Source organism: Delftia sp. UME58 (assembly GCF_014170385.1).
Lineage (GTDB): Bacteria > Pseudomonadota > Gammaproteobacteria > Burkholderiales > Burkholderiaceae_C > Comamonas > Comamonas acidovorans.
This window is the reverse complement of record NZ_LZZV01000011.1, coordinates 150,736-174,893: the sequence shown is the minus strand read 5'-3', so window position 1 is coordinate 174,893 and position 24,158 is coordinate 150,736. Positions and strand designations below refer to the sequence as shown.

Genomic DNA, 24,158 nt, shown 5'->3' with positions numbered 1-24,158 from the left:
GGGGCTGTTCCTGGTTTTTTGCTGTCCTGGCTCTACGCAAACAGGAAGGCCCGCCTGAAGGCGGGCCTGTCGCTGCGTCAGGCGGGGAAGACGCCCGTGGACAGATAGCGGTCGCCGCGGTCGCAGACCACGAAGACGATGGTGGCGTTGTTCTCGCGCTCGGCAATCTGCTGGGCCACCCAGCAGGCGCCAGCCGCAGAGATGCCGGCAAAGATGCCTTCCTCGCGCGCCAGACGGCGCGCCATGTCCTCGGCATCGTCCTGGCCCACGAGCACGGTCTCGTCGATCAGCGAGGCGTCGTAGATCTTGGGCATGTATTCCTCGGGCCACTTGCGGATGCCGGGGATGCGCGAGCCCTCGGCCGGCTGGGCACCCACGATGCGGATGGCCGGGTTCTTTTCCTTGAGGAACTTCGCCACGCCCGTGATCGTGCCCGTGGTGCCCATGGCGCTCACGAAATGCGTGATCTCGCCGCCCGTCTGCTCCCACAGCTCGGGGCCGGTGGTCTCGTAGTGGATGCGCGGGTTGTCGGGGTTGCCGAACTGGTCGAGCACCACGCCCTTGCCCTGGGCCACCATCTGGTCGGCCAGGTCGCGCGCGTATTCCATGCCGCCGCTCTTGGGCGTGAGGATCAGCTCGGCGCCATAGGCCTTCATCGTCTGGGCACGCTCGATGGAAAGGTCCTCGGGCATGATCAGCACCATCCGGTAGCCCTTGATCGTGGCGGCCATGGCCAGCGCAATGCCGGTATTGCCCGAGGTGGCCTCGATCAGCGTGTCGCCGGGCTTGATGTCGCCGCGCTCTTCGGCGCGCCGGATCATCGACAGGGCCGGCCTGTCCTTGACCGAACCGGCCGGGTTGTTGCCTTCCAGCTTGCCCAGCACCACGTTGCCACGTTCCTGGCGAGACTGCGCACCGATGCGCTGCAATGCCACCAGGGGCGTGCGGCCGATGGCGTCTTCGATGGTCGGATAAATTTTCATAGCCTCACACTGTGCCATAATTCGCCCCTGCGCTAAGTAGCCCGGGTGGTGAAATTGGTAGACGCAGGGGACTCAAAATCCCCCGCCGCAAGGCGTGCCGGTTCGATTCCGGCCCCGGGCACCAGAGATTACGTAGCCGAAAAAGCAGTCCCCTGCTTTTTCGGCTATTTCTTTTCCGGCCGCTGTCTTTACAGCGTCCGCACAAACCTCAAGCCCCTTTGCATCCAGCCGTGTTCAACGGCTGCACTGCATTTCAAGGCCTTCCAGCCTGCACCGATCCTGCGTCCTCATGCCTTGGGCGGGATGACGCCTGCGCGCTTTTCGCCGCACCGGGCCCAACCTGTGTACAACTTTGGCATCGACCGCCTCGCAAGGCCTGCCAGGCCTGGACCTTGGCCCATGCTGAAGCCTCCTTGAAGCAGCACCATTCCAGCCCGCAGGCAGGGCTGCAGCTCTGCGTCAAATTCAGCATCTTCCCTCTGAAAAGCGGCACTTGCACCACCGTCATGCAGCCCTTGCCCAGCGCGGGCACCAGCCCGGTGCGCCCACGGCTCGGGCCTGTAAAAGCCCATGAAAAAAGCCACCCTGAGGTGGCTTCTTTTCTCCACAGATCCATTGAACAACCCTGTGGATAATCAGTGAACAGCAAGTGAACGAGGCGTCCAAGTGCTTGCATTCACTGGCCGCAGGCTAAGCTGCCTGCAAATCAGGCAACCTCCAAATCCAAGGGAAAACCCTCGAATCGGAAGACACCTGACCCACCTCGCCTCAGGCATCCGTGCGACGGATCTGCGCGCGCCCAGCCGCCGTGATGTGCCATTGACGGCTGCTGTCCACTTCGACCAGTCCACGCTCGCGCAGCCTCTTGGACAGATGCTCGCGCGCCGCGCTTTCCAGCGACACGGGCTCGCCCATTTCCAGCTTCTTGAGCACTTCGAGTTCATCCACGGTCGGCTCGTACACGGGTGCGTGATATGTGGTTTCGGCCATCGCTACTCCTTCGCTATTCAAAGTCTCATGCCCCAGGACTCTAGGGGGCACGGACCCAAACATAGCCTTGGCCCGGAAGCCGCGCAATCGGTGGCCGCACCTTTTTTCGGGTTGTGGGCGATGATTGCACGCTTTGCGGCGGCGTCCCACAGGCGCCAGGGCGCTGCCCCGTCCGGGAAACGGGCGGCTCGCGCTCTTGTCGCCGCCCTCTGCTCACCGCTTTTGCCATCTGCTCCAGGGATTCAGGTTTTCATGTTGTACGCCATCACCGCCTTGTTCGCCTTCCAGTTGCTGGGGGAGGCCATCGTCCAGCTCACGGGGCTGCCGCTTCCGGGCGCGCTCGTGGGCACGCTGCTGCTGCTGGGGGGGCTGCTGATGCACGGCCGCCTGCCCGAGTCACTGGAGAAGGCCGCCGGCGTGCTGCTGCAGAACATGATGCTGCTGTTCATTCCCGTCATTGCGGGCGTGATGCTGGAGTTCGACCGGCTGTCGCGCGAATGGCAGCCCTTCGTGATCGCCTGCGTGGCGGGTGCGGCCATTACCTTCCTGGCCACGGCCTTCACCTTCCGCTGGTGCCTGGAACGCCAGCGCGCCCGCGAAGCGGCCGCCAGCCAGGGAGACAAGGCATGAGCGCGCTGGCCACCACTTGGCACACTGCCTGGCAATCCCTGTCCGGCAACGCCGGCACCGCCCATCTGCCCTGGCTGGTGCTGACCATGGCCGTCTACCTGGCTGCCATGGCGCTGTACCGCCGAAGCGGTAACCATCCCCTCCTGATCCCCGTGTTCACGGCCGTGGTCGTGATCGTGGGCGTGCTGCTGGCCACGGGCACCTCCTATGCCAGCTACCGCAGCGGCGTCTCTCTGCTGGGGCTGCTGATCGGCCCGGCCACCGTCGCGCTGGCGATTCCGCTGTACGCCCAGCGCGAGCGCATCCGCGCGCTGTGGCTGCCCATCAGCGTGGCCCTGGCCGTGGGCTGCGTGGTGGCGTTGCTGTCGGCACTGCTGATCGGCTGGAGCCTGGGCGCCACGGTGCAGACGCTGGTGGCGCTGGCCCCCAAATCGGCCACCATTCCCATCGCCCTGCCCATGGCCGAGCGCTTTGGCGGGCCGGCCTCGCTGGCGGCCGTGGCCGTGGCCATCACCGGCATTGCGGGCACGATGATGGCGCCGCTGCTGATCCGCCTGGTGCGCAGCGATGATCCGGCCGTGCAGGGCTTTGCCCTGGGCCTCACGGCCCATGCCATCGGCACGGCACGCGCGCTGCAGGTGAATCCGACCATGGGCGCCTTCTCGGCCCTGGCCATGGGCCTGAACGGCGTGGCCACGGCCGTGGTCATGCCGCTGTGCCTGGCCGTGCTGCCCTGGTTCTGAGCGCGATTGCGGGTTTTCCCCAGAGACACCCCCACAAGCCTGTGGACAAGCGCCGCCGGCAACAAGGATAAGTCGGTTAAGTGACTGTCATCGTTGAACAATCCAAAGCCTGCTTAATTTTCAGGCAGGCCGGTGCTCCCTGGCGCGCTGCTGCAGCCATGAAGAGAACACGCGCAAGGCGGGCGCGGGCTGCGCATCGGGTGCCAGGGCCGGCGTGACCAGGTAGTAGGCACGGTTGCCGCGCAGCGGCTGGGGGCAGGCAATGATGAGGTCGCCACGCGCCAGCTCCTGCTCGATCAGCATGGGCGGCATCAACGCCACGCCCAGGCCCTGGCTGGCCGCCACGGCCAGCATGGAGAACAGCTCCAGCCGCATGCCGTCCAGCGCGCGCGGCGCGGCAACGCCCATGGCATCGAACCACTGCTGCCAGCCGTAAGGCCGCGTGCTTTGCTGCAGCAGCGGCATCCGGGCCACGATGTCCGCCCCCACGGGCAGCCAGGCGCGGCCTGGATCGCGCGCCTGCGCCGTGGCCAGCAGATGCGGGCTGCATACGGGCACCACCTCTTCGTCCATCAGCCATTGCGCCTGCACACCGGGCCAGCGCGCCACCTGCTCGGGCGTGCCGGCATAGAGCGCGGCGTCGAACACGGTATCGGCAAACAGGAAGGGCCGCGTCTGCACGTCGATGTGCACCGTGACCTCGGGATGCTCGCGCGCCAGCTGGGGCAGGCGCGGCAGCAGCCAGCGCGTGGCGAAGGTGGGCACGGCAGCCAGGTTGAGCGGGCCGCCTTCGCCCTGGTGGGCCATGATGTCCAGCGTGTCGCGCTCCAGGCCGTGCAGCCAGCGCGAGACCTGCTGGGCGTACTGCGTGCCCGCCTCGGTCAGCAGCACGCCGTGGCGCGTGCGCCGGAACAGCTGCACACCCAGGAACTCCTCCAGCGAGATGATCTGGCGCGAGACGGCGCTCTGCGTCAGCGACAGCTCCTGCGCCGCACGCGTGTAGCTGATGTGGCGGGCGGCCGATTCAAAGCAGGCCAGGGCTTGGGTGGATGGCAGGGCTCTACGCATATCTCATGAATTCAACGCACTCCAATGGCAAACATCATAGGGAATAACCCGCAGCATGAAGTCCATACATGCGCTTTACGCATTCATGGATGAACAAACATCGTTTGCGCCACGCCCAGGCCCGCTTCTAAGATGCAGCGCAACGACGCTACACGGCGGCGGCCTGCCCGGCACCGCGTTGACACCGCACGTGGCAGCGGCTCCCGCCCTTGACCTCTTTGTTTTTGGAGATACGACACCATGGCCCGCAACAGCTTCCAATGGGATGACCCCTTCCAACTCGACCAGCAACTGAGCGAGGACGAGCGCATGATCCGCGATGCGGCCCATGCCTACTGCCAGGAGAAGCTGGCACCCCGCGTGCTGGAGATGTTCCGCCACGAAAAGACCGACGTGAGCATCTTCCGCGAGATGGGCGAGCTGGGCCTGCTGGGCCCCACCATTCCCACGCAATACGGTGGCGCCGGCCTGAACTACGTCAGCTACGGCCTGGTGGCACGCGAGATCGAACGCGTGGACTCGGGCTACCGCTCCATGGCCAGCGTGCAAAGCTCGCTGGTGATGGTGCCCATCAATGAATTCGGCACCGAAGACCAGAAGAACCGGTACCTGCCCAAGCTGGCCAGCGGCGAGTTCATCGGCTGCTTCGGCCTGACCGAGCCCGACCACGGCTCCGACCCCGGCAGCATGTCCAGCCGCGCCTACAAGGTGGACGGCGGCTACCGCCTCAAGGGCAACAAGATGTGGATCACCAACAGCCCCGTGGCCGACGTGTTCGTGGTCTGGGCCAAGGAAGTGACCGAGGACGGCCATGTGGGCGAGATCCGCGGCTTCATCCTGGACAAGGGCATGAAGGGCCTGTCGGCCCCGGCCATCCACGGCAAGGTGGGCCTGCGCGCCTCCATCACGGGCGAGATCGTGATGGACGACGTCTTCGTTCCCGAGGAAAACGCCTTCCCCGAGGTGCGCGGCCTCAAGGGCCCCTTCACCTGCCTGAACAGCGCACGCTTCGGCATTGCCTGGGGCGCCCTGGGCGCAGCCGAGTTCTGCTGGCACACGGCGCGCCAGTACACGCTGGACCGCAAGCAGTTCGGCCGTCCCCTGGCTGCCAACCAGCTGATCCAGAAGAAGCTGGCCGACATGCAGACCGAGATCACCCTGGGCCTGCAGGCCGCGCTGCGCGTGGGCCGCATGAAGGACGAGCACCAGAACGTGATCGAGATCACCTCGCTGATCAAGCGCAACAACTGCGGCAAGTCGCTGGACATTGCCCGCATGGCGCGCGACATGATGGGTGGCAACGGCATCAGCGACGAGTTCGGCGTGGCCCGCCACTTGGTCAACCTGGAAGTGGTCAACACCTACGAAGGCACGCACGATGTGCATGCGCTGATCCTGGGCCGTGCTCAGACTGGCATCGCAGCTTTTGCCAACTGACCCCCTGAGGCGCTTCGCGCCTTCCCCCTTCTCGCTTCGCGGAGGGGGACGACGCCCTCGCCGCGAGGCGGCTCTTGCTCGGCGTCTCTCGCTTGGGCAGCGTCCGTCTCGCACGCTATGGGGGATGGAAGCTCAAGCACTCAGTTGAACTACCAGCGGCATCGGGCGCGCTCATATTTCTTCCCTCTCATGTCCTCCACATCCTCCGCGCCGGCTGCATTGGCTGGCATCAAGGTGCTTGATCTTTCCCGCGTGCTGGCCGGGCCCTGGTGCACGCAGACGCTGGCCGACCTGGGTGCCGATGTGATCAAGGTCGAGCGGCCCGTGGCCGGCGACGACACGCGCCACTGGGGGCCTCCATTCCTGCCGCGCGACGATGGGCAGGCCACGCAGGAGGCCAGCTATTTCACGGCCTGCAACCGCAACAAGCGCTCGGTCACCATCGACATGTCCACCCCCGATGGCCAGCAGCTGATTCGCCAGATGGCGGCAGGGGCCGACGTGCTGGTGGAGAACTTCAAGGTCGGTGGCCTGGCGCAGTACGGGCTGGACTACGAAAGCCTCAAGGCGCTCAACCCGCGCCTGATCTATTGCTCGGTCACGGGTTTCGGCCAGACCGGCCCGTATGCCGAGCGCGCGGGCTACGACCTCATGGTGCAGGCCATGTGCGGGCTGATGAGCATCACCGGCCATGCCGACGAGGCGCCCGGAGGCGGCCCGCTCAAGGTGGGCGTGGCCGTGATCGATGTCTTCACGGGCCTGTATGCCAGCAATGCCATCCTGGCCGCGCTGCATGCGCGCCAGGCCTCGGGCCGGGGCCAGCACATCGACATGGCCCTGCTCGACGTGGGCATGGCCGTGCTGGCCAACCAGGCTGCCGGCTTTCTGGCCACGGGCGAATCGCCGGGCCGCGCCGGCAACATCCACCCCAGCCTGGCGCCCTACCAGGACTTCGCCACGGCCAACGGCAACGTGCTGCTGGCCATTGGCAATGACGGGCAGTTCGCGCGCTTTTGCGCCGCCGTCGGCGAAGCCGGCTGGGCGCAGGACGAGCGCTTTGCCACCAACACCGCCCGCGTGCGCAACCGCCAGGCGCTGCTGGAGCGGATGGTGCCCCTCATGAAGACACGCGGCACGGCCGAATGGATTGCGCTGCTGGAAGACAAGGCCGTGCCCTGCGGCCCCATCAACACCATCGCCCAGGCCTTCGACGACCCGCAGGTGCGCGCACGCGGCATACGCGTCGAGCTGCCGCGCGAGGCCGGCGACGGCATCTCGCGCATCGCCGGCGTGGCCAGCCCCATGCGGCTGAGCGACACCCCGCCCGTGCTGCGCAGCGCACCGCCCTCCCTGGGCCAGCACACCGATGAAGTGCTGGGCGAACTGGGCATTGCGCCCATGGCCATCCAGGCGCTGCGCTCGCGCGGCGTGGTCTGATCGCCAGCGCCGCGCAACACCGCCTCAACATCCCTCAGCTCAAGCACCGTCATACGTATGCCCTAACGAATCCTGCTTTCCTGCCCGTCGGTGCCTCACAACAAACGTCCACAACATCCATTCAAGGAGACAACACCATGACTCACACCTCCCGCATCGCGCTCGCCGGCATCCTCGGCGCCCTCGCGCTTTCGGGCGCAGCCCATGCCCAGGGCTACCCCACCAAGCCCATCAAGCTGCTCGTGCCCTTCGCGGCCGGCGGCACCACCGACCTGATCGCGCGCATCGTGGCCGAGCCGCTGGGCCGCGCCCTGGGCCAGCCCGTGGTGGTCGAGAACAAGGGCGGCGGCGGCGGCAGCATCGGCGCGGCCGAGACGGCGCGCTCCCAGCCCGATGGCTACAGCCTGGGCATCGCCACCGTGTCCACCACGGCCACCAACCCGGCGATCAACCCCAAGATCCCGTACAACGTGCTGACCGACTTCACGCCCATCGTGAACATCGCGGCCACGCCCAACATCATTGCGGCCAACCCCAAGTTCGCGGGCAAGAACTACCAGGAGTTCCTGGCCGAGGTGAAGAAGAACCCCGGCAAGTACTCCTACGCCTCGCCCGGCAACGGCAGCATCACCCATCTGATGATGGAGATGTTCAAGCTGTCCACGGGCACCGACATCACCCACGTGCCCTACCGCGGCAGCGGCCCCGCGCTGAACGACGCCGTGGCGGGCCAGGTTCCGCTGATCTTCGACAACCTGCCCTCGGCCCTGGGCTTCGTCAAGGAAAAGCGCCTGGTGCCCATCGTGGTGGCCGCGCCCCAGCGCCTGGCCGCCCTGCCCGATGTGCCCACCTTCAAGGAAGTGGGCCTGGCCCCCGTCAACCGCATGGCCTACTACGGCATCGTCGGCCCCAAGAACCTGCCGCGCGACATCGTGGACAAGGTCAACGCCGCCACGCGCAAGGTGCTGCAGGACCCCGCCATCAAGAAGCGCATCGAGGAAACCGGCTCGCTGATCGTGGCCGACACGCCCGAGCACTTCTTTGAAGAGATCAAGGCCGAACTGGCGGTCTACAAGGACGTGGTGCAAAAGCAGAACCTGACGATGGATTGAGCCTGCGCGTCACCCACCGCCCCTCCCCGCCACGGCGGGGATTTTTGTTGCAGGGATCGAAGGCTGGAGCCGCCAAGCGACATCCCACCAACATGCCTGCTTACCTGTCTTTTGCTCTGCGAGATACAATGTATCTCACCCCTTTTTGCAGAAGCACACCATGGCAACCACCACCATGATCCACGTGCGCGTGGATGAAGAGATCAAGGCACAGGCCGCCGAAACCCTGGCCAGCATGGGCTTGACGGTGTCGGATGCCGTACGTGTCTTCCTGATGCGCGTGGTGACCGACCAGCAATTGCCCTTCGACCTCAGGGCACCCAACGCCGAGACGCGCGCAGCCATGCAGGAGGCACGCGCCATGCGCAAGGCACGCTTTGCCACCGCGGACGATTTGCTCCATGACCTCGAAAAAGGCAGCGGGCAGTAAGCGCGCAGTCCTTCCCCGCGCATCGGACCGGACCAAGGCTTTCGCCAAGGACTGGGTCCGGCTGTCTCATTCCGGCCGCCATGACATGAAGCGGTTGAAGGAGGCCATGCTGCGGCTGATTGCCAACGACGCCCCCCTGGAGCCTCAGTGGCTGGACCATGCCCTCACCGGCGACTGGGCCGATCACAGGGAGTGCCACGTGGGGGGCGATTTCCTGCTGATCTACCGGCTCGATGGCCAGGGCACCAACGAATCGATCATTTTCGTGCGAGCCGGCACGCACGCCGAGCTGTTCGACTAAGACACACCCAGCAACGCCTCACACACCTCGCACAGGCGCTCAGCCAGACGCCGGCCCGGCGCCGACAACTGGGCGCGCACGTGCAGTGCCACTTCCACATCAGGCACGGAGGCGAAGCCGGTCATGTCGTCGAGCAGGCGGTGGCCGGGCCCGACCAGCCTGCGCGGCAGCAGGCTCACGCCCAGGCCCTGCTCCACGGCGGCTTCCAGGCTGGCCAGGCTGGCGCTCACATAGGCCAGGCGCCAGCGCCGGCCGGCGGCATCCAGCGCATGCGTCATCTCGCTGCGGTACAGGCCGCCCTGCGGAAATACCACCAGGGGCAAGGGATCCATCCCGTGGCAGGGATGCGGCGCACTGTCTATCCAGGCCAGCGGTTCGGGCCAGCGCGCCATGCCGGGCGTGCTGCCGCTGCGCTGCTTGACGATGGCCAGGTCCAGCTCGCCGGCCTGGAACTGCTGCCATATCGCCTGCGACAACCCGCTGGTCAGCTCCAGGCGCAACTGCGGCTGGCTGCGCGCCAGCGCGCCCAAGGCGGGCATCAAGGCATTGCCGGCAAAGTCCTCGGGAACACCGATGCGCAGCACGGCTTCGGTGGCGCCAGCCAACTGCTCCACGGCCTCGTCCATGAGGGCGAGGATGCGCTGCGCATAGGCCAGCAAGCGCTCTCCTTCCAGCGTGCATTCCACATGGCGCCCGCTGCGGTCCAGCAGCGTGCAGCCCATTTGCTCCTCCAACCTGCGGATCTGCTGGCTGACCGTGGACTGGGTGAGGTGCACGCCCTGAGCCGCACGCGTGAAGCTGCCGGTTTCGGCCACGGCGCAGAAGCTGCGCAGCAGGGTGGGGTCTATGGAAGAGGGCTGCATGGGGCTTGGATGGGTTCCAGTGGCTTTGTCACTGCCCAGCATTTGATCATTTAATTTTCCAATTGATGGCTCCCGTCCTAGACTGCGGCCTCAGCTCCCGATTGCCCAGCCATCCCCATGCAAGAACAAGAACACATCCGCCTGCTGCGCCATGCCGTGCAGCTGGCGCACGACAACCGCCTGCGGGGCGGCCGGCCCTTCGGCGCCCTGCTCGCGCGCGAGGGGCAGATCCTGTCCACGGGCGTCAACGAGATCGTGCAAAGCCATGATCCCAGCGCCCATGCCGAAATGCAGGCGCTGCGCGCAGGCACGCGCGCCCAGGCCAACCCCAGCCTGGCTGGCTGCACCATCTACGCGAGCGGCCACCCCTGCCCCATGTGCCTGGCCGCGCTGGTGATGGCCGGGGCCGAGCAGGTTTTCTTCGCCTTCGACAACGCGGATGCCCAGCCCTACGGCCTGTCCAGCGAAGGCGCCTACCAGCGGCTGCGCATGCCGCTGCAGCCGCCACCGTTGCCCCTGACGCGGCTGGACACGGGCATCACGGCGGCCCAGCTGTATGGCAACGTCCCCTGGGCCTGAAGCCATGTCGTCCATTGCGCCCGCGCGCACCGAGGCGCCTGCCGCAGCGCACGCCATTCCAACGGCGCTGTGGCTGGCCACCGTGGTCCTGGTCACGCTGAACCTGCGCCCGTTTCTCACGGCCATCGGCCCGCTGGGCCCGCAGATACAGTCCGCCACCGGCATGGATCTGTCCACGCTGTCCTGGCTGACGCTGCTGCCCATGGCGTTGATGGGCGTGGGCGCCTGGCTGGCCCCGGCCGCGCTGCGGCGCCTGGGTCCGCGTCGCGCCGTGGTCGGGTCCTTGGCGGTGATTGCGCTGGGCTGCGCGCTGCGCGTGGCGGGCTCCAGTGCGGCCACCCTGCTGGCCACGGCCGCGCTGTGCGGCGCTGGCGTGGCCCTGGTGCAAGGCGTGCTGCCGGGCCTGATCAAGCGCCAGTCGCCCGCACGCATGGCCCAGATGATGGGGCTGTACTCGGCTGCGCTCATGGGCGGCGGGGCGCTCGGTGCCCAGATTTCGCCGCTGGCCGTGCAATGGGGGCTGGACTGGCGCTTTGCGCTGGCGCTCTGGACTGCGCCCGCCCTGCTGGCCCTGGTGTTGGCGCGGCATGCGCTGAGCACATTGCCGGGTCCGGCGCTCATGACCGGAGCCAACGCCCCGCAAGACACCGGCTGGCTGCGCCGGCGCCCGCGCACCTGGCTGCTGATGGCCTGCTTCGGCCTCATCAACGGCGGCTATGCGGCCATGGTGGCCTGGCTTGCGCCCTTCTATCAGGCCCATGGCTGGAGCCCCGCGCAAAGCGGCGGCCTGGTCGCCCTGCTGTCGGTGGCCCAGGCCAGCGCAGCTCTGGGACTGCCCGTGCTGGCTTCGCGCCATGCCGACCGGCGGCCGTGGCTGGGGTTCACGCTGCTGTGCCAGATCATCGGCCTGGCCGCGCTGGCCTGGTGGCCCGATGCGGCGCCGCTGCTCAACATCGTCATCCTCGGCATCGGCCTGGGTGGCTGCTTCGCGCTGATGATGGTGGTGGCGCTGGACCATCTTCACCACCCCACGCAGGCCGGTGCGCTCAACGCGCTGATGCAGGGCGGCGGCTTTCTGATTGCGGCGCTGGCGCCCTATGTGATCGCCCGGCTGCACCAGTTCACGGGCGGATTCGGCGCCGGCTGGCTGGCCCAGATGGCCGCCGTGCTCGTGGTCTGCGTGCTGGTGTCCCGCCTGGCGCCGCAGCGCTACGCCCAGGCCATGCGGGCACCCGGCGACTGACCCGCTTCAGTGCGCGGCCTGGAAGCCGGCCGACCAGCGCACGAAGGCCCAGATGCACCAGGCCAGGCCCAGCGCCACCAGGCCGCCGCCGATCCAGCCGATGTTCTGCATGCCCGCGTGCATGCTGACCTGGCTGCCCAGCAGCGCACCGCCGCCAATGCCGATGTTGAAGATGCCCGAGAACATGGACATGCCCACGTCGGTGGCGTCGGCCGCCAGCTTGAGCACCTGGGACTGCATGGCCAGGGCGAAGCAGATCATGGCGACACCCCAGACCGAGCTCATCACGTAGAGCGATGCCTCATGGCCCGAGGCCGGCACCAGCATCAGCAGGCTGGCCGACAGCATGCCAATGGCGGCCAGCAGAAAGCCGCGCGGATGGCGCAGGCCCCACCAGCTGAACATCACGCTGCCCACGATGCCCATGCCGCCGTACAGCAGCAGCACGGCCGTGGTCACCTTGCCCTCGAAGCCCGCGATGTCCTGCACGAAGGGCTCGATATAGCTGTAGGCCGTGAACTGCCCGGTGATCACGACCACCAGCAGGATATAGATGGACAGCAGCGCCGGGCGGCTCAGCAGCATGGGCACGCTGGCCAGGTTGCCCGCGTTCTCGCTGGGCAGGCGCGGCAGCAGCCGCGCCAGGGCCACCATCACGATGGCGGCCACCCCGCCCACGGCCAGGAACGTCGTGCGCCAGCCCAGCCATTCGCCCACGATGCGGCCCAGCGGAATGCCCAGCACCATGGCCATGGAGGTACCGGTGGCCAGCAGGCTCAGCGCCACGGCCTTCCTGCCGGGCGGCGCCACGCGCACGGCCAGCGAGGCGGTGATGGACCAGAACACCGCGTGCGACAGCGCAATGCCGATGCGGCTGACCATGAGCGAGGCAAAGCTCCAGGCCACGCCCGACAGCACGTGGCTGGCCACGAACAGCGCGAACACGCCCATGAGCAGCTTGCGCCGCTCCACGTTGCGCGTGAGCAGCATGAAGGGCAGCGAGGCCAGGGCCACGATCCAGGCGTAGATGGTCAGCATCAGCCCGACCTGCTCGGTGGGCATGGAAAAGCTCGCGCCAATGCTGCTGAGCAGACCCACGGGCACGAACTCGGTGGTATTGAAGACGAAGGCGCCCAGCGCCAGGGCGATCACGCTGAGCCAGGCCTGGGCAGCCGTGGGAGTGGAAGACGCGGGAACGGAACCGGCCGCAGCGGAAACGGAAGGGGGCATGAAAGCGTGGGGCTGTTTGTTGCAGCGCAATATTGTGCTGCGCCATGCGACGGCCTGATGTCAGCCGCCGCGCAAGCCCCAGTGCCGCCAGGGAGACTCAGGCGGGTGGCAGGTGGCAGACGGCCTCGATGTTGTGACCGTCGGGGTCGAGCACGAAGGCCGCGTAATAGTCGTCGTGGTAGTGCGGTCGCAGGCCCGGCTCGCCATTGCAGCGCCCGCCGGCGGCCAGGGCTGCCGCGTGGAAATCATCGACCATGTTGCGATTGTCCACGCGAAAGGCCACATGGATGGGCGGCTGGTTGGGCTCGCCGCCGGTGATCCAGAAGTCGGGCTTGGGCGGTTCGCCAAAGCCCGCAGTGTCGCCGTGGCCCGTGAGCTCGGCGGACAGCTCCATCAGGATCTCGTAGCCCAGGGGAGCCAGCGCCCGCGCGTAAAACTCCCGGCTGCGGTCGAAGTCCGATACGAGGATTCCCGTGTGGTCGATCATGGCTGTGCTCCTGCCTGTTCATGACGGACACCAGCATGCCATGGAGACCGCTGCGGCACCAGCGGACTGGCGCAGGTGTTCAGTAAGCGACAGTGAAGCGCTGGCGCAGGTGCAGTCCCTTGTCCAGCGCATCGACCAGGGCCACGGCCAGGTCCGCTGCCGAAATCGTGCCGGGCTGGCCATCGGCCTGCATCAGCGGCTCATCCTTGCCCGTGCGGTATTGGCCTGTGCGTTCGCCATGGTCGCCCAGGTGCAGGGCAATGGGCGGGCTCAGCATCGTCCAGTCCAGGCCCTGCTCCTTTTGCAGATCGTCGAGGGCATCGCGGGCAGCCGAGGCGCCGGGCTTGATGGCGGCCGGGAACTCGGGCGTGTCCACCAGTTGCTTGCCGGGTGCGATGTAGAGGCTGCCTGCGCCGCCGACCACCAGGTAGCGCTTGATGCCGGCCGCCTTGGTGCCCGCCACGATGGCGCGCGAGCCGCGCATGAAATCCTCATAGATGTCGGGATTGCCCCAGCCCGCGTTGTAGGCGCTGACCACGGCGTCCGCGCCCGCCACGGCGCGCTGCACGGCGGCGGCGTCCAGTACATCGGCCTGCACGGCCTGCAGCCGCGGCTGGGCCGCCAGCTTGGCGGGGTCGCGCACCAGGGCCACGACCTCATGGCCGCGCTGCAGCAGCTCCTTCAATACCGCCGAACCCACAAAGCCGGTTGCGCCAATCAATGCCACTTTCATCTTCGGTCCTTTATGGCGCCAGGGCGCCTGTTCACGATGGCATTGAGATTACGCCGTTCACAATGCATGCGGTAGACGGCAATTTTTACCAAGACCTTGAAGCACAGCTTCACAATACAACCCATGGACGACTACAAACGCATGGCCGTTTTCGCCGCCGTGGTGCAGCACGGCTCCATGAGCGCCGCCGCGCGTGCCCTGGGCATGAGCCCCTCGGCCGTGAGCCAGCAGGTACGCCAGCTCGAACGCGATGGCGGCGTCACCCTGCTGCACCGCTCCACCCGGCAGATCGCGCTCACCGACACGGGCGAGCGCTACTACCAGCAGTGCGCCGCCATGGCCCAGGCCGCCAGCCAGGCGCGGGCCGAGCTGGCCGCCGCGCGCGACGAGCCCGGCGGCGAGCTGCGCCTGTCGGCCACCGTGGGATTTGCGCGCCACATCGCGCCGGCCCTGGGCCACTGGCTGGCCCGGCACCCTGCGCTGCGCCTGCACCTGGATGTGGACGACGCGCCCATCGACCTCATTCAGAGCCGCATCGACCTGGCCTTGCGCTTTGGCCGGCTGGCCGATTCCGGCTGGGCCGCCCGGCGCCTGGGCGCCATGCGCAACTGGCTGTGCGCCTCGCCCGCATGGATGCAGGCCCAGGGTGGCGGCGCGGCCTGGCGCCACCCGGCACCGCTGGCCAGCATGCGCTGGCTGGGCCTGGCGCGCGAGGGCCAGGGCCAGGCCCTGCGTGCCGAGGCGCGCCACCCTGACACGGGCGAGACCTACAGCCTGCAGGTGCTGCCCCATGTGGCCAGCAACAACCAGCTGTCCATCCAGCAGATGTGCGAGGCCGGCCTGGGCCTGGCCCTGCTGGGCAGCATGGACGTGGCCGACACCGTGGCCGAAGGCCGCCTGGTGCGCCTGCTGCCGGACTGGGACTTCGGCGGCCTGGACATCTGGGCCGTCACCCCGCAGCGCCAGGCCCAGCCCGCCAAGGTGCGCCAGGCCATCGCTGCCTTGCAGGCCTATCTGGCCCGGTTGCCGGGCGTGGTCGATGCGCCTGCCCCGGCCTGAGGAGCATGGACAGCGGACGAAAAAAAGCCCGCACGGGGCGGGCATGAAAACGAAGGGGGGACAGGCTCTCAGTCGAGGGCTGTCTTCTGGCCGTTCTTGAACACGCTCAGCGTGTACGAGGGGTTCTTCATCTCGCCGTTCTTCTCGAAGGCGATCTTCGAGGTCACGCCCGAGTAGTCGGCCTTCTGCAGGAAGGGGATGTAGACCTTGGGGTCCCAGGAGTTGGCGCGCTTCATGGCGTCGGCCAGCATCATGGTGGCGTCGTAGAAGTACGGGCTGTAGACCTGGAACTGGCCGGGGTACTTGGCGTCGTAGCGCTTCTTCCATTCCGTGCCGCCGGGCATCTTGGCCAGCGAGGCGCCGCCATCGGCGCAGATCACGTTGTCCAGCGGCTTGGCACCGGCGGCCACCTTGGCCAGCTCGGGCACGCACAGGCCGTCGCCGCCGAAGTACTTGGCATCGTTCAGGCCCAGCTGGGCCATCTGGCGCAGCATGGGGCCGGCCTGGCCGTACATGCCGCCGTAGAAGATGCCATCGGGCTTCTTGGCCTTGATCGAGGTCAGGATGGCCATGAAGTCCGTGGCCTTGTCGTTCGTGAACTCCGAGGCCACGACCTTCACGCCCAGCTTTTCCGCATCCTTCTTGAACACATTGGCCAGGCCCTGGCCATAGGCCGTGCGGTCATCGATGATGGCCACGGTCTTGAGCTTGAGCGTCTGCGCCGCGTACTTGGCCAGTGCCGCGCCCAAGGCGTTGTCGTTGGCGATCACGCGGTAGGTGGTGTTCCAGCCGGGCTTGGTCAGGTCGGGGTTGGTGGCCGCGCCCGTGATCATGGGAATGCCGCAGTCCTGGAAGACCTTGGACGAGGGAATGGCCACGCCCGAGTTGAGGAAGGCCACGGCGCCCGCGACCTTGTCGTCGCACAGCTTCTGCGAAGCGGCCGTGCCCTGCTTGGGATCGGCCACATCGTCTTCGGCGACCAGCTGGAACTTGACCTTCTTGCCGGCGATCTCCATGCCCTTGGCATTGAGCTCGTCGATGGCCATGCGCACGCCGTTTTCGTTGTCCTTGCCGAAATTGGCCTGGGGACCGGACACGGGGCCGATGTGGCCGATGCGGATCACCTGCTCCTGGGCCATGGCCACGCCACCCATGCCGGCCACGACGGCCACGACGGCCGCAATACACAACTTCCGGGACATCTTCATCGCGCACTCCTCAGTTGAAACAGGCCGTCACGTTATTCCCGTCATCGCGGCTTGGCAATGCCGCGTGACGGGGCCGCGACACTCGGCACCAACTCAGTGTTTACGAGCATCCGTCCCCACCCAAAGCTGTGCTGGGTGGCGCGCCGCAACCGGCGACGCAGGCGATGCTTGCAACTCAGGCCGCGCGCGCCTGGCCCAGCGCCTGCACCTGGGCCAGCTGGTCCAGGGCCGCCAGGCAGGCATGGGCCACCTCCACGCCCTTCTTCACGAAGTGGGCGCGGAAGAACTCCACATGGTCGCCATGTTCATGGAAATCGCGCGGCGTGAGCACGGCGGAGAACACCGGCACTTCGGTATCGAGCTGCACGCGCATCAGGCCGTCGATCACGGCCGAGGACACGAACTCATGGCGGTAGATGCCGCCATTGACCACCAGAGCGCAGGCGACGATGGCGTCGAAGCGGCCAGTGTCGGCCAGCTTCTTGGCCAGCAGCGGGATCTCGAAGGCGCCGGGCACGTTGAAGTGGCTGATGTTCTGCGCAGCCACGCCCTGGGCCTGCAGCTCGGCCACCATGGAGTCGCGCGCCTGATGCACGACATCGGTATGCCAGCTCGCGCAGATGACGGCCACGCGGCTGCGGCCCGCGACGGCCCTCCACGGCGTGCCCGAGGCCGTGCCGTGTGCGGAGAAATTCAAGGAGACAGGAGTCTGATTCATGGTGCTCTTTCAAGATGAGACAAATGAATCAGGGCGCGCGCCATGGCGCCGCATGGCGCGGCGCAGCCCATGGGAAAACCATGGGCATGGCGCCTGCCATGCAGGTGCTGCGCGATCTCTTTCATCCGGACTGTGACCGTCGGCTCTGGCATCTCACCAGATCTGCTGACCCCGGCCGGCCTTGCGGCTTGCCGGGCGCTCGCGGGCTCCTGGACACATGCCGAAAGACAGATCCAGATACCGCCGGTGGGGAATTTCGCCCCGCCCTGAGAACGCTGCTTTGCGGCGCACGGACTGCGCGCCGCCAAAGACAGAGGCCATTGTAGCCGTGCCCGCAAGCCATTGCCGCAGCCGGGACAGCGGCCACCATCGCGCACCACGCCTGCACAATTCATCTGGCGACACCTACAGAATATGGGCGAATTGCTATCAAAATAGAAGCTTCGCTGTCGCCCTTGTTGCCTTGCCAGTACGACCCAGGTCAACCGATACGGCCTGTCAAACGTCATAGGAAGAGATCCAGACAGGAAACACGCCTTTGCCCGGACCCCATACCATGCCCCGTTCCAACGCCCCCACCGCGCAGCCACACCAGCAGCGTGACCTGCGCCCCCTGCGCATGCTGCGCCTGCTGGCCGGCCTTGGCCTCGCCGCCCTGGTCACCGCCTGCGCCGTGCCGCCCGATGGCTACTCGGACATGGGCTCCGGCTACCCCAGCTATCCCAGCTACCCGACCTACCCCAGCTACCCCTCTGGCGGCGGTGTCATCTACCCCTCCTATCCCACGCAGCCCGCCTATCCCGACAACGGCTGGTACGAGCGCCAGCGCCTGCAGCGTGAGCGCGATCGCCTGCAGTACGAGCGCGAGCGCATTCAGCAGGAGCGCAACCGCGACGCCTGGCGCGACCGCCAGGAGCGCGAGCGTGAAATGCGCGAGCGCGACCGGGACCGTGACCGCCAGGCACAGGACCGCGACCGCCAGTTGCGCGAACGCATGCAGGAGCAGCAGCGCCGCGAAGCCGAGCGCCAGCAGCGGGAGCGGGAGCGCGAACGCGACCAGGGCCAGCAGCAACGCGATCGTGAGCGCCAGCAACGCGACCGGGATCAGCAGCAGCGCGACCGCGAGCAGCAGCAACGCGCCATCGAGCGCATGCAGCGCGAAAGCCAGGGCAGCGGCAACCCCTACCCCACCCAGGATCCGCGCCACTGGCGTTGAACGGCTGACCGGCGGCATTTCCAGCCCCCGGGGGCCGCACCATAATCGGCAATGCACCACATCCCTGTGCCGCTTGTGATGGGAAAGGAAACCGCCATGCACCGCACCCGAGACCTTTGCCAGCGCCCGGCACACGGCCGCCGTTCATCGGCTGCCGTGCCCCGGGCGCTGGCCGCGCTGACGGCGCTTGTTCCCCTGGTGGCGGCCTTGGCCGCAGGGTCGGCCTCGGCCCAGGTCATCCGCTGCACGGATGCCAAGACCGGCCGCGTCACCTACACCAACAGCAGTTGCAAGGACGGCGAAAACCGCGTGCAGGTGCAGGAAGCCCCCAGCCCTGAAGAGCTGGAGCGCGAGCGCGCGCAGTCCGCCGCCGCCATAGAGCGCAAGAACCAGCAAATGGCCCGCGAAGAGGCCGAGCGCCGCACACGTGCCCAGCAGCAGGAGCGCGAGGCACGCAGCCGGCGCGAGCGCGAGAACTCGGCCCAGCGCGACAGCGGCGACTCCCCTGCCTGCCAGCAGGCGCGCCGCCGCCTGGACACCATCCTGGCCGAGGCCGACCCCGATCCCGCCACCTGGGGCCCGCGCAGCCAGGCCGCCCAGCAGCAGATGGAAATGGCCTGCCTGGGCCCCAAGGCCTATGAACAGCTGCAGCAATCGCGCGCACTGCAGCCCAATGCCATCAACCGGCCGTGGATCGTCGGGCGCCCCGTGCCGCCGCAACCGCTGCCGCCTTCGGCGCCCATCTCGCACTGCAACGTATTCCGCTGCTACGACACCAACGGCGGCATCCATCCGCGCTGATTCACGCGCGCAGGCCCTGCTCCACGGTGGGGTAGCGCAGGCGCAGGCCCAGCTCGGCCTTCAGGCGCTGGTTGCGCAGGCGGCGTGACTCCCCCATGAAGCTCAGCAGGCTGGCCGGCAGCTCGCGCTGTGCCTGCTCGCGCGTGATGCGTGCGGGGCGCGGCAGGCCGTAGAGATCGGCCGCAAAGTCGAAATAGTCCCCCATGCGCAGCTGCGTATCGTCGCTGGCGTGGTAGATGCGCTGCGGCCGGCCGCGCCACAGTGCCCGCACGCAGGCGCGGGCGAGGTCGTCGGCATGGATGTGGTTGGTGTAGACATCTTCTGCGGCGCACAGCAGTGGCGTGCCGCGCAGCAGCCGTCCACGCGGCGTGCCGTTTTCCCGGTCGGGCGCATAGATGCCCGGAATGCGCAAAATGCTGGCGCGCAGCCCGCCGCGGCCGGCAAAGCGCACGGCACGCTCGGCGTTCACGCGGCGCTGGGCACGCGCCGTGGCCGGTGCGGGCGGGCGGCTTTCATCGACCCAGGTGCCCTCGCAGTTGCCGTAGACGCCGGAGGTCGAGCCATAGACCAGGCTCGCCGGCCGGCCGCGACGGCGCAGCACGCGCAGCAGGGCCGTGGTGCGCGGGTCCAGCCACCAGCCCTCTTGGCCAGCGGGCGGATTGGGCGGCGGCGCCAGGTGGACGACGCGCGTGGCCAGGCCGGCCAGACGGCGCAGCGTGGCAGGCGCGTCCAGATCGCCCGGCAGCGGCGTGATGCCGCGCCCGCGCAGATCCTGCAGGCGCTCGGCGCCACGCGTCAGGGCCAGCACGCGCGGGCCCCGTCGTGCGGCACCGGAGCGCGCGCCGGGCGCGCCCGCCAATGCACCAGCCACGCGCAGCCCCACGTCGCCGCAGCCGACGATGAGCACGCGTTCGCGTCGAAAGCGCGCCGGCAGCGCGCCCAATGGGTTTTGGTTTGAGGGCAAAATCCTGGCCTGTTGCGAGGGCGGCCACCCGCGCGCCGCCGGTCGCGGCAGCGGCATGTCCGTCCGGGAAAGAAGATCGCCGGCGCGCTCCACGCGCCCGCCAGCGCCCCCGAGGATACCGAGAACATGACCGAGATAGCCAACGCTTCCCACGAAATCACCGTACAGCCCAGCGGCCGCGCCTTCGCCACGCAGGGCAGCGAGACCATCCTGGCCGCCGCCATCCGCTCCGGCGTGGGCCTGCCCTATGGCTGCAAGGACGGTGCCTGCGGTTCCTGCAAGTGCAAGAAGCTCAGTGGCGATGTCACCCATGGCCCGCATGCCGACAAGGCGCTGACCGCCCAGGAAGAGGCCGACGGCTATGTGCTCACCTGCTGCGCCAGGCCGGCCACCTCGGTGGTGCTGGAGTCGCGCCAGGTCACCGATGCCAGCGCCTTTCCCATCAAGAAAATGCCCGTGCGCGTGGCCACGCTGGAGAAGAAGTCGCACGACGTGATGCAGGTGCGCCTGCAACTGCCCGCCGCAGACAAGTTCCGCTACCACGCAGGCCAGTACGTGGAGTTCATCCTGCGCGACGGCGCCCGCCGCGCCTACTCCATGGCCACGGCCCCCCACGTGCAGGACACGGCACCGGGGCTGGAGCTGCACATCCGACACATGCCGGGCGGCAAGTTCACCGACCATGTGTTCGGCGCCATGAAGGAAAAGGAAATCCTGCGCGTGGAAGGACCGTTCGGCAGCTTCTTCCTGCGCGAGGACAGCGACAAGCCCGTCATCCTGCTGGCCTCGGGCACGGGCTTCGCGCCCATCAAGGCGCTGCTGGAGCACATCCGCCACAAGGACATCCACCGCTCCGTCACCCTGTACTGGGGCGGCCGCCGCCCCGAAGACCTCTACATGGACGCCTGGGTGCGCGAACAGGCCGAAGCCATGCCGCAGCTGTGCTACGTGCCCGTGGTCTCGGATGCCCTGCCCGAAGACGCCTGGACCGGCCGCACGGGCTTCGTGCACCAGGCCGTGCTGGACGATTTTGCCGACCTCTCGGGCCACCAGGTCTATGCCTGCGGCGCGCCCATCGTGGTCGATTCCGCGCACCAGGCCTATGTGCACCAGCGTGGACTGCCCGACGAAGAGTTCTACGCCGACGCATTCACCACGGAAGCCGACAAGGCTGCCTGAAGCCAGGGCAGATCAATCAATACGCAGAAAAACTGCTCTGCATACCTGCGTACCGCCAGGTGTCGCAATTTTTTTGCACAATAGCGCCCCTATGAACCGTAGAAACAGCCTTCTCTCGGTCATGGCGGCCGCTGCTGCCCTGGCCTCCCCGCTTGCCCTGGCGCAAGAGCCCATCCGCCTGATCGTGCCCTATGCGCCCGGCGGACCGCTGGACATCACCTCGCGCGCGCTGGCCGAGCGGGTGCGTGATTCCCTGGGAGTGGTGATCATCGACAACAAGGCCGGCGCCGGCGGCAACATCGGCGCCGACGCCATTGCCCGTGCCACGCCGGATGGCATGACCATCGGCCTGGCCGCCACGGCCACCCATGCCGTCAATCCCTGGCTGTACGCCAAGATGCCCTATGACGCGGGCAAGGACTTCGCCGGCATCACCCAGATGGTGCGCGTGCCCAATGTGCTGGTGATGAACGCGGCCCGTGCCGAGCAGCTCAAGATCCACAGCGTGGCCGACCTGATCGCCTACGCCAAGGCCAACCCCGGCAAGCTCAACTACGGCAGCGGCGGCAACGGCAGCGCGGGCCACCTGGCCGGCGAAATGCTCAAGCAAAAGGCTGGTATCTTCGCCCTTCACGTGCCCTATCGCGGCGCCAACCCGGCCCAGCTGGCCCTGCTGTCGGGCGAGGTGGACTTCAACATCGACAACCTGGCCGCCGCAGCGCCCAACATCCGCTCCGGCAAGCTCAAGGCGCTGGCCGTGACCTCGCTGAACCCCACCACGCTGCTGCCCGGCGTGCCCGCATTGTCCAAGACCTTCCCCGGCTTTGCCATCGACACCTGGTGGGGCCTGGTGGCCCCGGCCGGCACGCCCAAGCCCGTGCTGGACAAGCTGAGCCGGGCCTTTGGCGATGCACTGGCCGCGCCCGAGACCAAGACCCGCTTCGAGACCCTGATGGCCGAACCCGTGTCCTCCACGCCCGCCGAATTCGACAGGTTCATGGCCGCCGAGCGCGCCAAGTACCAGCCCATCGTCAAGGCCTCCGGCGCCAAGGTGGACTGACGCCCGGCCTCAGGGACGGGTGCCGCAGCCCAGCGCTGCGGCCATGCCGGGCTCCCGGCTGTCCACGCGCCACAACGCTGCAGCCTGGTCCCTCGCCAGGGGCTGCTGCACCAGAAACGGATAGTTGCGGCGCGCGTTCTGGTCCCCCACGACCCAGCTGACCCCGGCCGCGCACAGCCGGGCCGGCAACTGCTCAGGCTGCGGCAGCAGACAGCGCCCCAGTTGCGGCGCAAAGCCTGCGGCATCCTTCATCTCCTTGCGCCAGTTGTCATGCAGGTCGATGGACGCCTCATCCCAGCGCCCCACCACGGGGACGGGCTCGCGCAGCCGCGCATAGAACGGCACGTCATACCAGTAGCCGTCCAGCATGTAGACAGGCTCGCCCATATGGCGCTGGGACTTCAGGGCAAGGCCCAGTTCGCGCGATGAATGCACATGGCTGACGGCCAGGCCCGCCACGGCCGCCAGCCCCAGGGCCGCGCTCAGGGCCATGCAGCCCAGCCAGGCACGCCGGCGCCCCGCCGGGCCGGAGGAGCCTGTGGCCGCCAGGCTGGCATCCGCCATCAGCCATGCCAGCGGCGGCACGGCCGGCAGGATGTAGCCAATGAGCTTGGACTGGGGCAGCGAGAAGAACACCAGCACGCAGCCAGCGGCCACGGCCATCAGCAGGCGCACCGATGCGAGGAGCCCGTCGCCACCGGCGCGCCAGTAGTCCCGCTGCAGCAGGGCGCGCGACCACAGCAGGCCGGGCAGGCCCATCACCACCAGCACGGCAACGTAGAACCACCAGGGCTGCACGTTGTTGAAGCCAGAGGATGCAAAGCGCTGCAGATGCTGCACCACGAAGAAATAGTGGAAAAAGCCATCAAAGCGCTGCTGCATGGCAAGAAACCAGGGCACGGCAATGGCAGCGAACAACGCAAAACCCGGCAGCGACAGCAGCGAAGGCAGCAGCCGCCACCGCCCGCGCAGCAGCAGCCAGCTGCCGATGACCAGCGCGGGCAGCACAAAGCCTATGAGGCCCTTGGCCAGCACGCCCAGGGCCGCCAGTGCATACGCCAGGACCAGCACATGCCGGGCAGGCAGGCCACGCTCCAGGCACAGCGCCACATGGGCCAGGGCCAGGACCGTCGCGACGATGATCCCGGCCACCAGCATGTCGAGATTGGCGAACTGGCCGCCGACGAAAAACAGGGGCTGCACCGCCAGCACCAGCAGCACCCGGCGCGCCAATGCCCGGCCCAGCCAACGCTGCGTGAACGCATACAGGGCCAGCGCGCCCAGCGTCGCACCCAGGATGGGCGCCGCACGCGCGGCCAGCTCACCCATGCCGAACAGCTTCAGCGAGGCGGCCGTGATCCAGTAGAAAAGCGGTGGCTTGTGGAAAAAGGGCAGGCCGTCCAGCGTGGGCGTGAGCCACTGTCCCGAATGGAGCATTTCCCAGGCGGCTGCCACATAGCGCCCCTCATCGGGCAGCATCAGCGGACGCGCCCATGCCGTGGCAGCCAGCCATGCCAGCACCAGCAGGGCCATGCAGGCGAGGTCACCGACCAGCCCGCTGGCGTCCCTGGTCCGGTGCGACAGATCCGGCACGGGCAGCGCCTCGGCCATGCCGGCTGGTGAGAAGAACCTCATTGCCACAGCCCGCCCCCGGCCCCAGCCCTTGCAGCCTCATACACACGCTGGC

Annotated in this window: 25 protein-coding genes, 1 tRNA gene and 1 riboswitch; of the genes, 15 read left to right on the top strand and 11 right to left on the bottom strand. The window is 67.8% G+C overall.

Annotated elements, in window-relative coordinates; all coding sequences use genetic code 11:
- Positions 1-77: 77 nt before the first annotated feature.
- Positions 78-983 carry a cysteine synthase CysM gene (gene cysM, locus A9976_RS02770; RefSeq protein ID WP_017407070.1) on the bottom strand — a complete coding sequence of 302 codons (906 nt, stop codon included), beginning with the start codon at positions 981-983 and terminating at the stop codon, positions 78-80.
- Positions 984-1,022: 39 nt separating this feature from the next.
- Between cysM and A9976_RS02765 the strand changes: the two genes are divergently transcribed.
- Positions 1,023-1,107 (top strand) — tRNA-Leu (locus A9976_RS02765).
- Positions 1,108-1,751: 644 nt separating this feature from the next.
- Here A9976_RS02765 and A9976_RS02760 read toward each other — a convergent pair.
- The gene (locus A9976_RS02760) at positions 1,752-1,973 is read right to left on the bottom strand and encodes a hypothetical protein (RefSeq protein ID WP_183017713.1); all 222 of its coding nucleotides are present in this window, start codon (positions 1,971-1,973) and stop codon (positions 1,752-1,754) included.
- Between the two features lie 252 nt (positions 1,974-2,225).
- On the opposite strand from A9976_RS02760, the gene A9976_RS02755 reads away from it, so the two are divergent.
- Together A9976_RS02755 and A9976_RS02750 are read left to right on the top strand one after the other, a co-directional pair.
- On the top strand, positions 2,226-2,603 hold the full coding sequence (locus tag A9976_RS02755; RefSeq protein ID WP_183017712.1) for a CidA/LrgA family protein: 378 nt from the start codon (positions 2,226-2,228) through the stop codon (positions 2,601-2,603).
- Positions 2,600-3,346: an LrgB family protein gene (locus A9976_RS02750; RefSeq protein WP_183017711.1), complete on the top strand. Its 747-nt coding sequence runs from the start codon at positions 2,600-2,602 to the stop codon at positions 3,344-3,346. Before A9976_RS02755 ends, A9976_RS02750 begins: the two co-directional genes overlap by 4 nt.
- Positions 3,347-3,466: 120 nt before the next feature.
- Here the strand turns inward: A9976_RS02750 and A9976_RS02745 are convergent, their stop codons facing one another.
- On the bottom strand, positions 3,467-4,414 hold the full coding sequence (locus A9976_RS02745; RefSeq protein WP_183017710.1) for a LysR substrate-binding domain-containing protein: 948 nt from the start codon (positions 4,412-4,414) through the stop codon (positions 3,467-3,469).
- 240 nt (positions 4,415-4,654) lie between these two features.
- Between A9976_RS02745 and A9976_RS02740 the strand changes: the two genes are divergently transcribed.
- The 5 genes from A9976_RS02740 (at position 4,655) to A9976_RS02720 (ending at position 9,131) form a co-directional block, all read left to right on the top strand.
- Positions 4,655-5,851, top strand: coding sequence for an acyl-CoA dehydrogenase (locus A9976_RS02740; protein WP_183017709.1), 1,197 nt, complete (start codon positions 4,655-4,657; stop codon positions 5,849-5,851).
- Between the two features lie 189 nt (positions 5,852-6,040).
- On the top strand, positions 6,041-7,288 hold the full coding sequence (locus A9976_RS02735) for a CaiB/BaiF CoA-transferase family protein (protein ID WP_013803646.1): 1,248 nt from the start codon (positions 6,041-6,043) through the stop codon (positions 7,286-7,288).
- Positions 7,289-7,425: 137 nt separating this feature from the next.
- Positions 7,426-8,400: a tripartite tricarboxylate transporter substrate binding protein BugE gene (locus tag A9976_RS02730; RefSeq protein WP_012204128.1), complete on the top strand. Its 975-nt coding sequence runs from the start codon at positions 7,426-7,428 to the stop codon at positions 8,398-8,400.
- A gap of 160 nt (positions 8,401-8,560) precedes the next feature.
- Entirely contained in the window at positions 8,561-8,830 is a 270-nt protein-coding gene (locus A9976_RS02725; protein WP_183017708.1) for a type II toxin-antitoxin system RelB/DinJ family antitoxin, read from the top strand.
- Entirely contained in the window at positions 8,802-9,131 is a 330-nt protein-coding gene (locus A9976_RS02720; RefSeq protein ID WP_183017707.1) for a type II toxin-antitoxin system YafQ family toxin, read from the top strand. The genes A9976_RS02725 and A9976_RS02720 overlap by 29 nt, the downstream gene beginning before the upstream one ends.
- Here A9976_RS02720 and A9976_RS02715 read toward each other — a convergent pair.
- Complete coding sequence (locus A9976_RS02715; RefSeq protein ID WP_183017706.1) at positions 9,128-9,994, bottom strand: LysR family transcriptional regulator; 867 nt, start codon at positions 9,992-9,994, stop codon at positions 9,128-9,130. The genes A9976_RS02720 and A9976_RS02715 overlap by 4 nt on opposite strands.
- A 117-nt stretch (positions 9,995-10,111) precedes the next feature.
- Between A9976_RS02715 and A9976_RS02710 the strand changes: the two genes are divergently transcribed.
- Both A9976_RS02710 and A9976_RS02705 read left to right on the top strand, forming a co-directional pair.
- Positions 10,112-10,573: a nucleoside deaminase gene (locus A9976_RS02710; RefSeq protein WP_183017705.1), complete on the top strand. Its 462-nt coding sequence runs from the start codon at positions 10,112-10,114 to the stop codon at positions 10,571-10,573.
- A 4-nt stretch (positions 10,574-10,577) separates the two neighbouring features.
- Positions 10,578-11,816, top strand: coding sequence for a cyanate transporter (locus A9976_RS02705; protein ID WP_183017704.1), 1,239 nt, complete (start codon positions 10,578-10,580; stop codon positions 11,814-11,816).
- Positions 11,817-11,822: 6 nt separating this feature from the next.
- Here the strand turns inward: A9976_RS02705 and A9976_RS02700 are convergent, their stop codons facing one another.
- The 3 genes from A9976_RS02700 to A9976_RS02690 all read right to left on the bottom strand — a co-directional run bounded on the left by A9976_RS02700 (position 11,823) and on the right by A9976_RS02690 (position 14,266).
- Positions 11,823-13,046, bottom strand: coding sequence for a sugar transporter (locus tag A9976_RS02700; RefSeq protein ID WP_183017703.1), 1,224 nt, complete (start codon positions 13,044-13,046; stop codon positions 11,823-11,825).
- Positions 13,047-13,143: 97 nt separating this feature from the next.
- Positions 13,144-13,533: a VOC family protein gene (locus A9976_RS02695; protein ID WP_016448965.1), complete on the bottom strand. Its 390-nt coding sequence runs from the start codon at positions 13,531-13,533 to the stop codon at positions 13,144-13,146.
- Positions 13,534-13,612: 79 nt separating this feature from the next.
- Positions 13,613-14,266: an NAD(P)-dependent oxidoreductase gene (locus A9976_RS02690; RefSeq protein ID WP_183017702.1), complete on the bottom strand. Its 654-nt coding sequence runs from the start codon at positions 14,264-14,266 to the stop codon at positions 13,613-13,615.
- A gap of 123 nt (positions 14,267-14,389) precedes the next feature.
- On the opposite strand from A9976_RS02690, the gene A9976_RS02685 reads away from it, so the two are divergent.
- Positions 14,390-15,325, top strand: coding sequence for a LysR family transcriptional regulator (locus tag A9976_RS02685; RefSeq protein WP_183017701.1), 936 nt, complete (start codon positions 14,390-14,392; stop codon positions 15,323-15,325).
- Positions 15,326-15,393: 68 nt separating this feature from the next.
- Here A9976_RS02685 and A9976_RS02680 read toward each other — a convergent pair whose 3' ends face one another.
- Both A9976_RS02680 and A9976_RS02675 read right to left on the bottom strand, forming a co-directional pair.
- On the bottom strand, positions 15,394-16,533 hold the full coding sequence (locus tag A9976_RS02680) for a branched-chain amino acid ABC transporter substrate-binding protein (protein ID WP_071954671.1): 1,140 nt from the start codon (positions 16,531-16,533) through the stop codon (positions 15,394-15,396).
- A gap of 175 nt (positions 16,534-16,708) precedes the next feature.
- On the bottom strand, positions 16,709-17,251 hold the full coding sequence (locus tag A9976_RS02675) for a 6,7-dimethyl-8-ribityllumazine synthase (protein WP_183017700.1): 543 nt from the start codon (positions 17,249-17,251) through the stop codon (positions 16,709-16,711).
- A gap of 109 nt (positions 17,252-17,360) precedes the next feature.
- Positions 17,361-17,529, bottom strand: a riboswitch (FMN riboswitch).
- A 278-nt stretch (positions 17,530-17,807) separates the two neighbouring features.
- Between A9976_RS02675 and A9976_RS02670 the strand changes: the two genes are divergently transcribed.
- Both A9976_RS02670 and A9976_RS02665 read left to right on the top strand, forming a co-directional pair.
- Complete coding sequence (locus tag A9976_RS02670; RefSeq protein ID WP_183017699.1) at positions 17,808-18,467, top strand: hypothetical protein; 660 nt, start codon at positions 17,808-17,810, stop codon at positions 18,465-18,467.
- A 96-nt stretch (positions 18,468-18,563) separates the two neighbouring features.
- Entirely contained in the window at positions 18,564-19,268 is a 705-nt protein-coding gene (locus tag A9976_RS02665) for a DUF4124 domain-containing protein (RefSeq protein ID WP_183017698.1), read from the top strand.
- A 1-nt stretch (position 19,269) separates the two neighbouring features.
- Here the strand turns inward: A9976_RS02665 and A9976_RS02660 are convergent, their stop codons facing one another.
- Complete coding sequence (locus tag A9976_RS02660; protein WP_183017697.1) at positions 19,270-20,289, bottom strand: SDR family oxidoreductase; 1,020 nt, start codon at positions 20,287-20,289, stop codon at positions 19,270-19,272.
- Positions 20,290-20,358: 69 nt separating this feature from the next.
- Here A9976_RS02660 and A9976_RS02655 point away from each other — a divergent pair, with 69 nt between their 5' ends.
- Both A9976_RS02655 and A9976_RS02650 read left to right on the top strand, forming a co-directional pair.
- A complete protein-coding gene (locus tag A9976_RS02655; protein ID WP_012204115.1) occupies positions 20,359-21,411 on the top strand; it encodes a CDP-6-deoxy-delta-3,4-glucoseen reductase in 1,053 nt (350 codons plus the stop codon).
- A 91-nt stretch (positions 21,412-21,502) separates the two neighbouring features.
- Positions 21,503-22,471: a tripartite tricarboxylate transporter substrate binding protein gene (locus tag A9976_RS02650; RefSeq protein ID WP_180288371.1), complete on the top strand. Its 969-nt coding sequence runs from the start codon at positions 21,503-21,505 to the stop codon at positions 22,469-22,471.
- A gap of 9 nt (positions 22,472-22,480) precedes the next feature.
- Here the strand turns inward: A9976_RS02650 and A9976_RS02645 are convergent, their stop codons facing one another.
- A complete protein-coding gene (locus A9976_RS02645) occupies positions 22,481-24,106 on the bottom strand; it encodes a glycosyltransferase family 39 protein (protein WP_183017696.1) in 1,626 nt (541 codons plus the stop codon).
- Positions 24,107-24,158 lie beyond the last annotated feature (52 nt).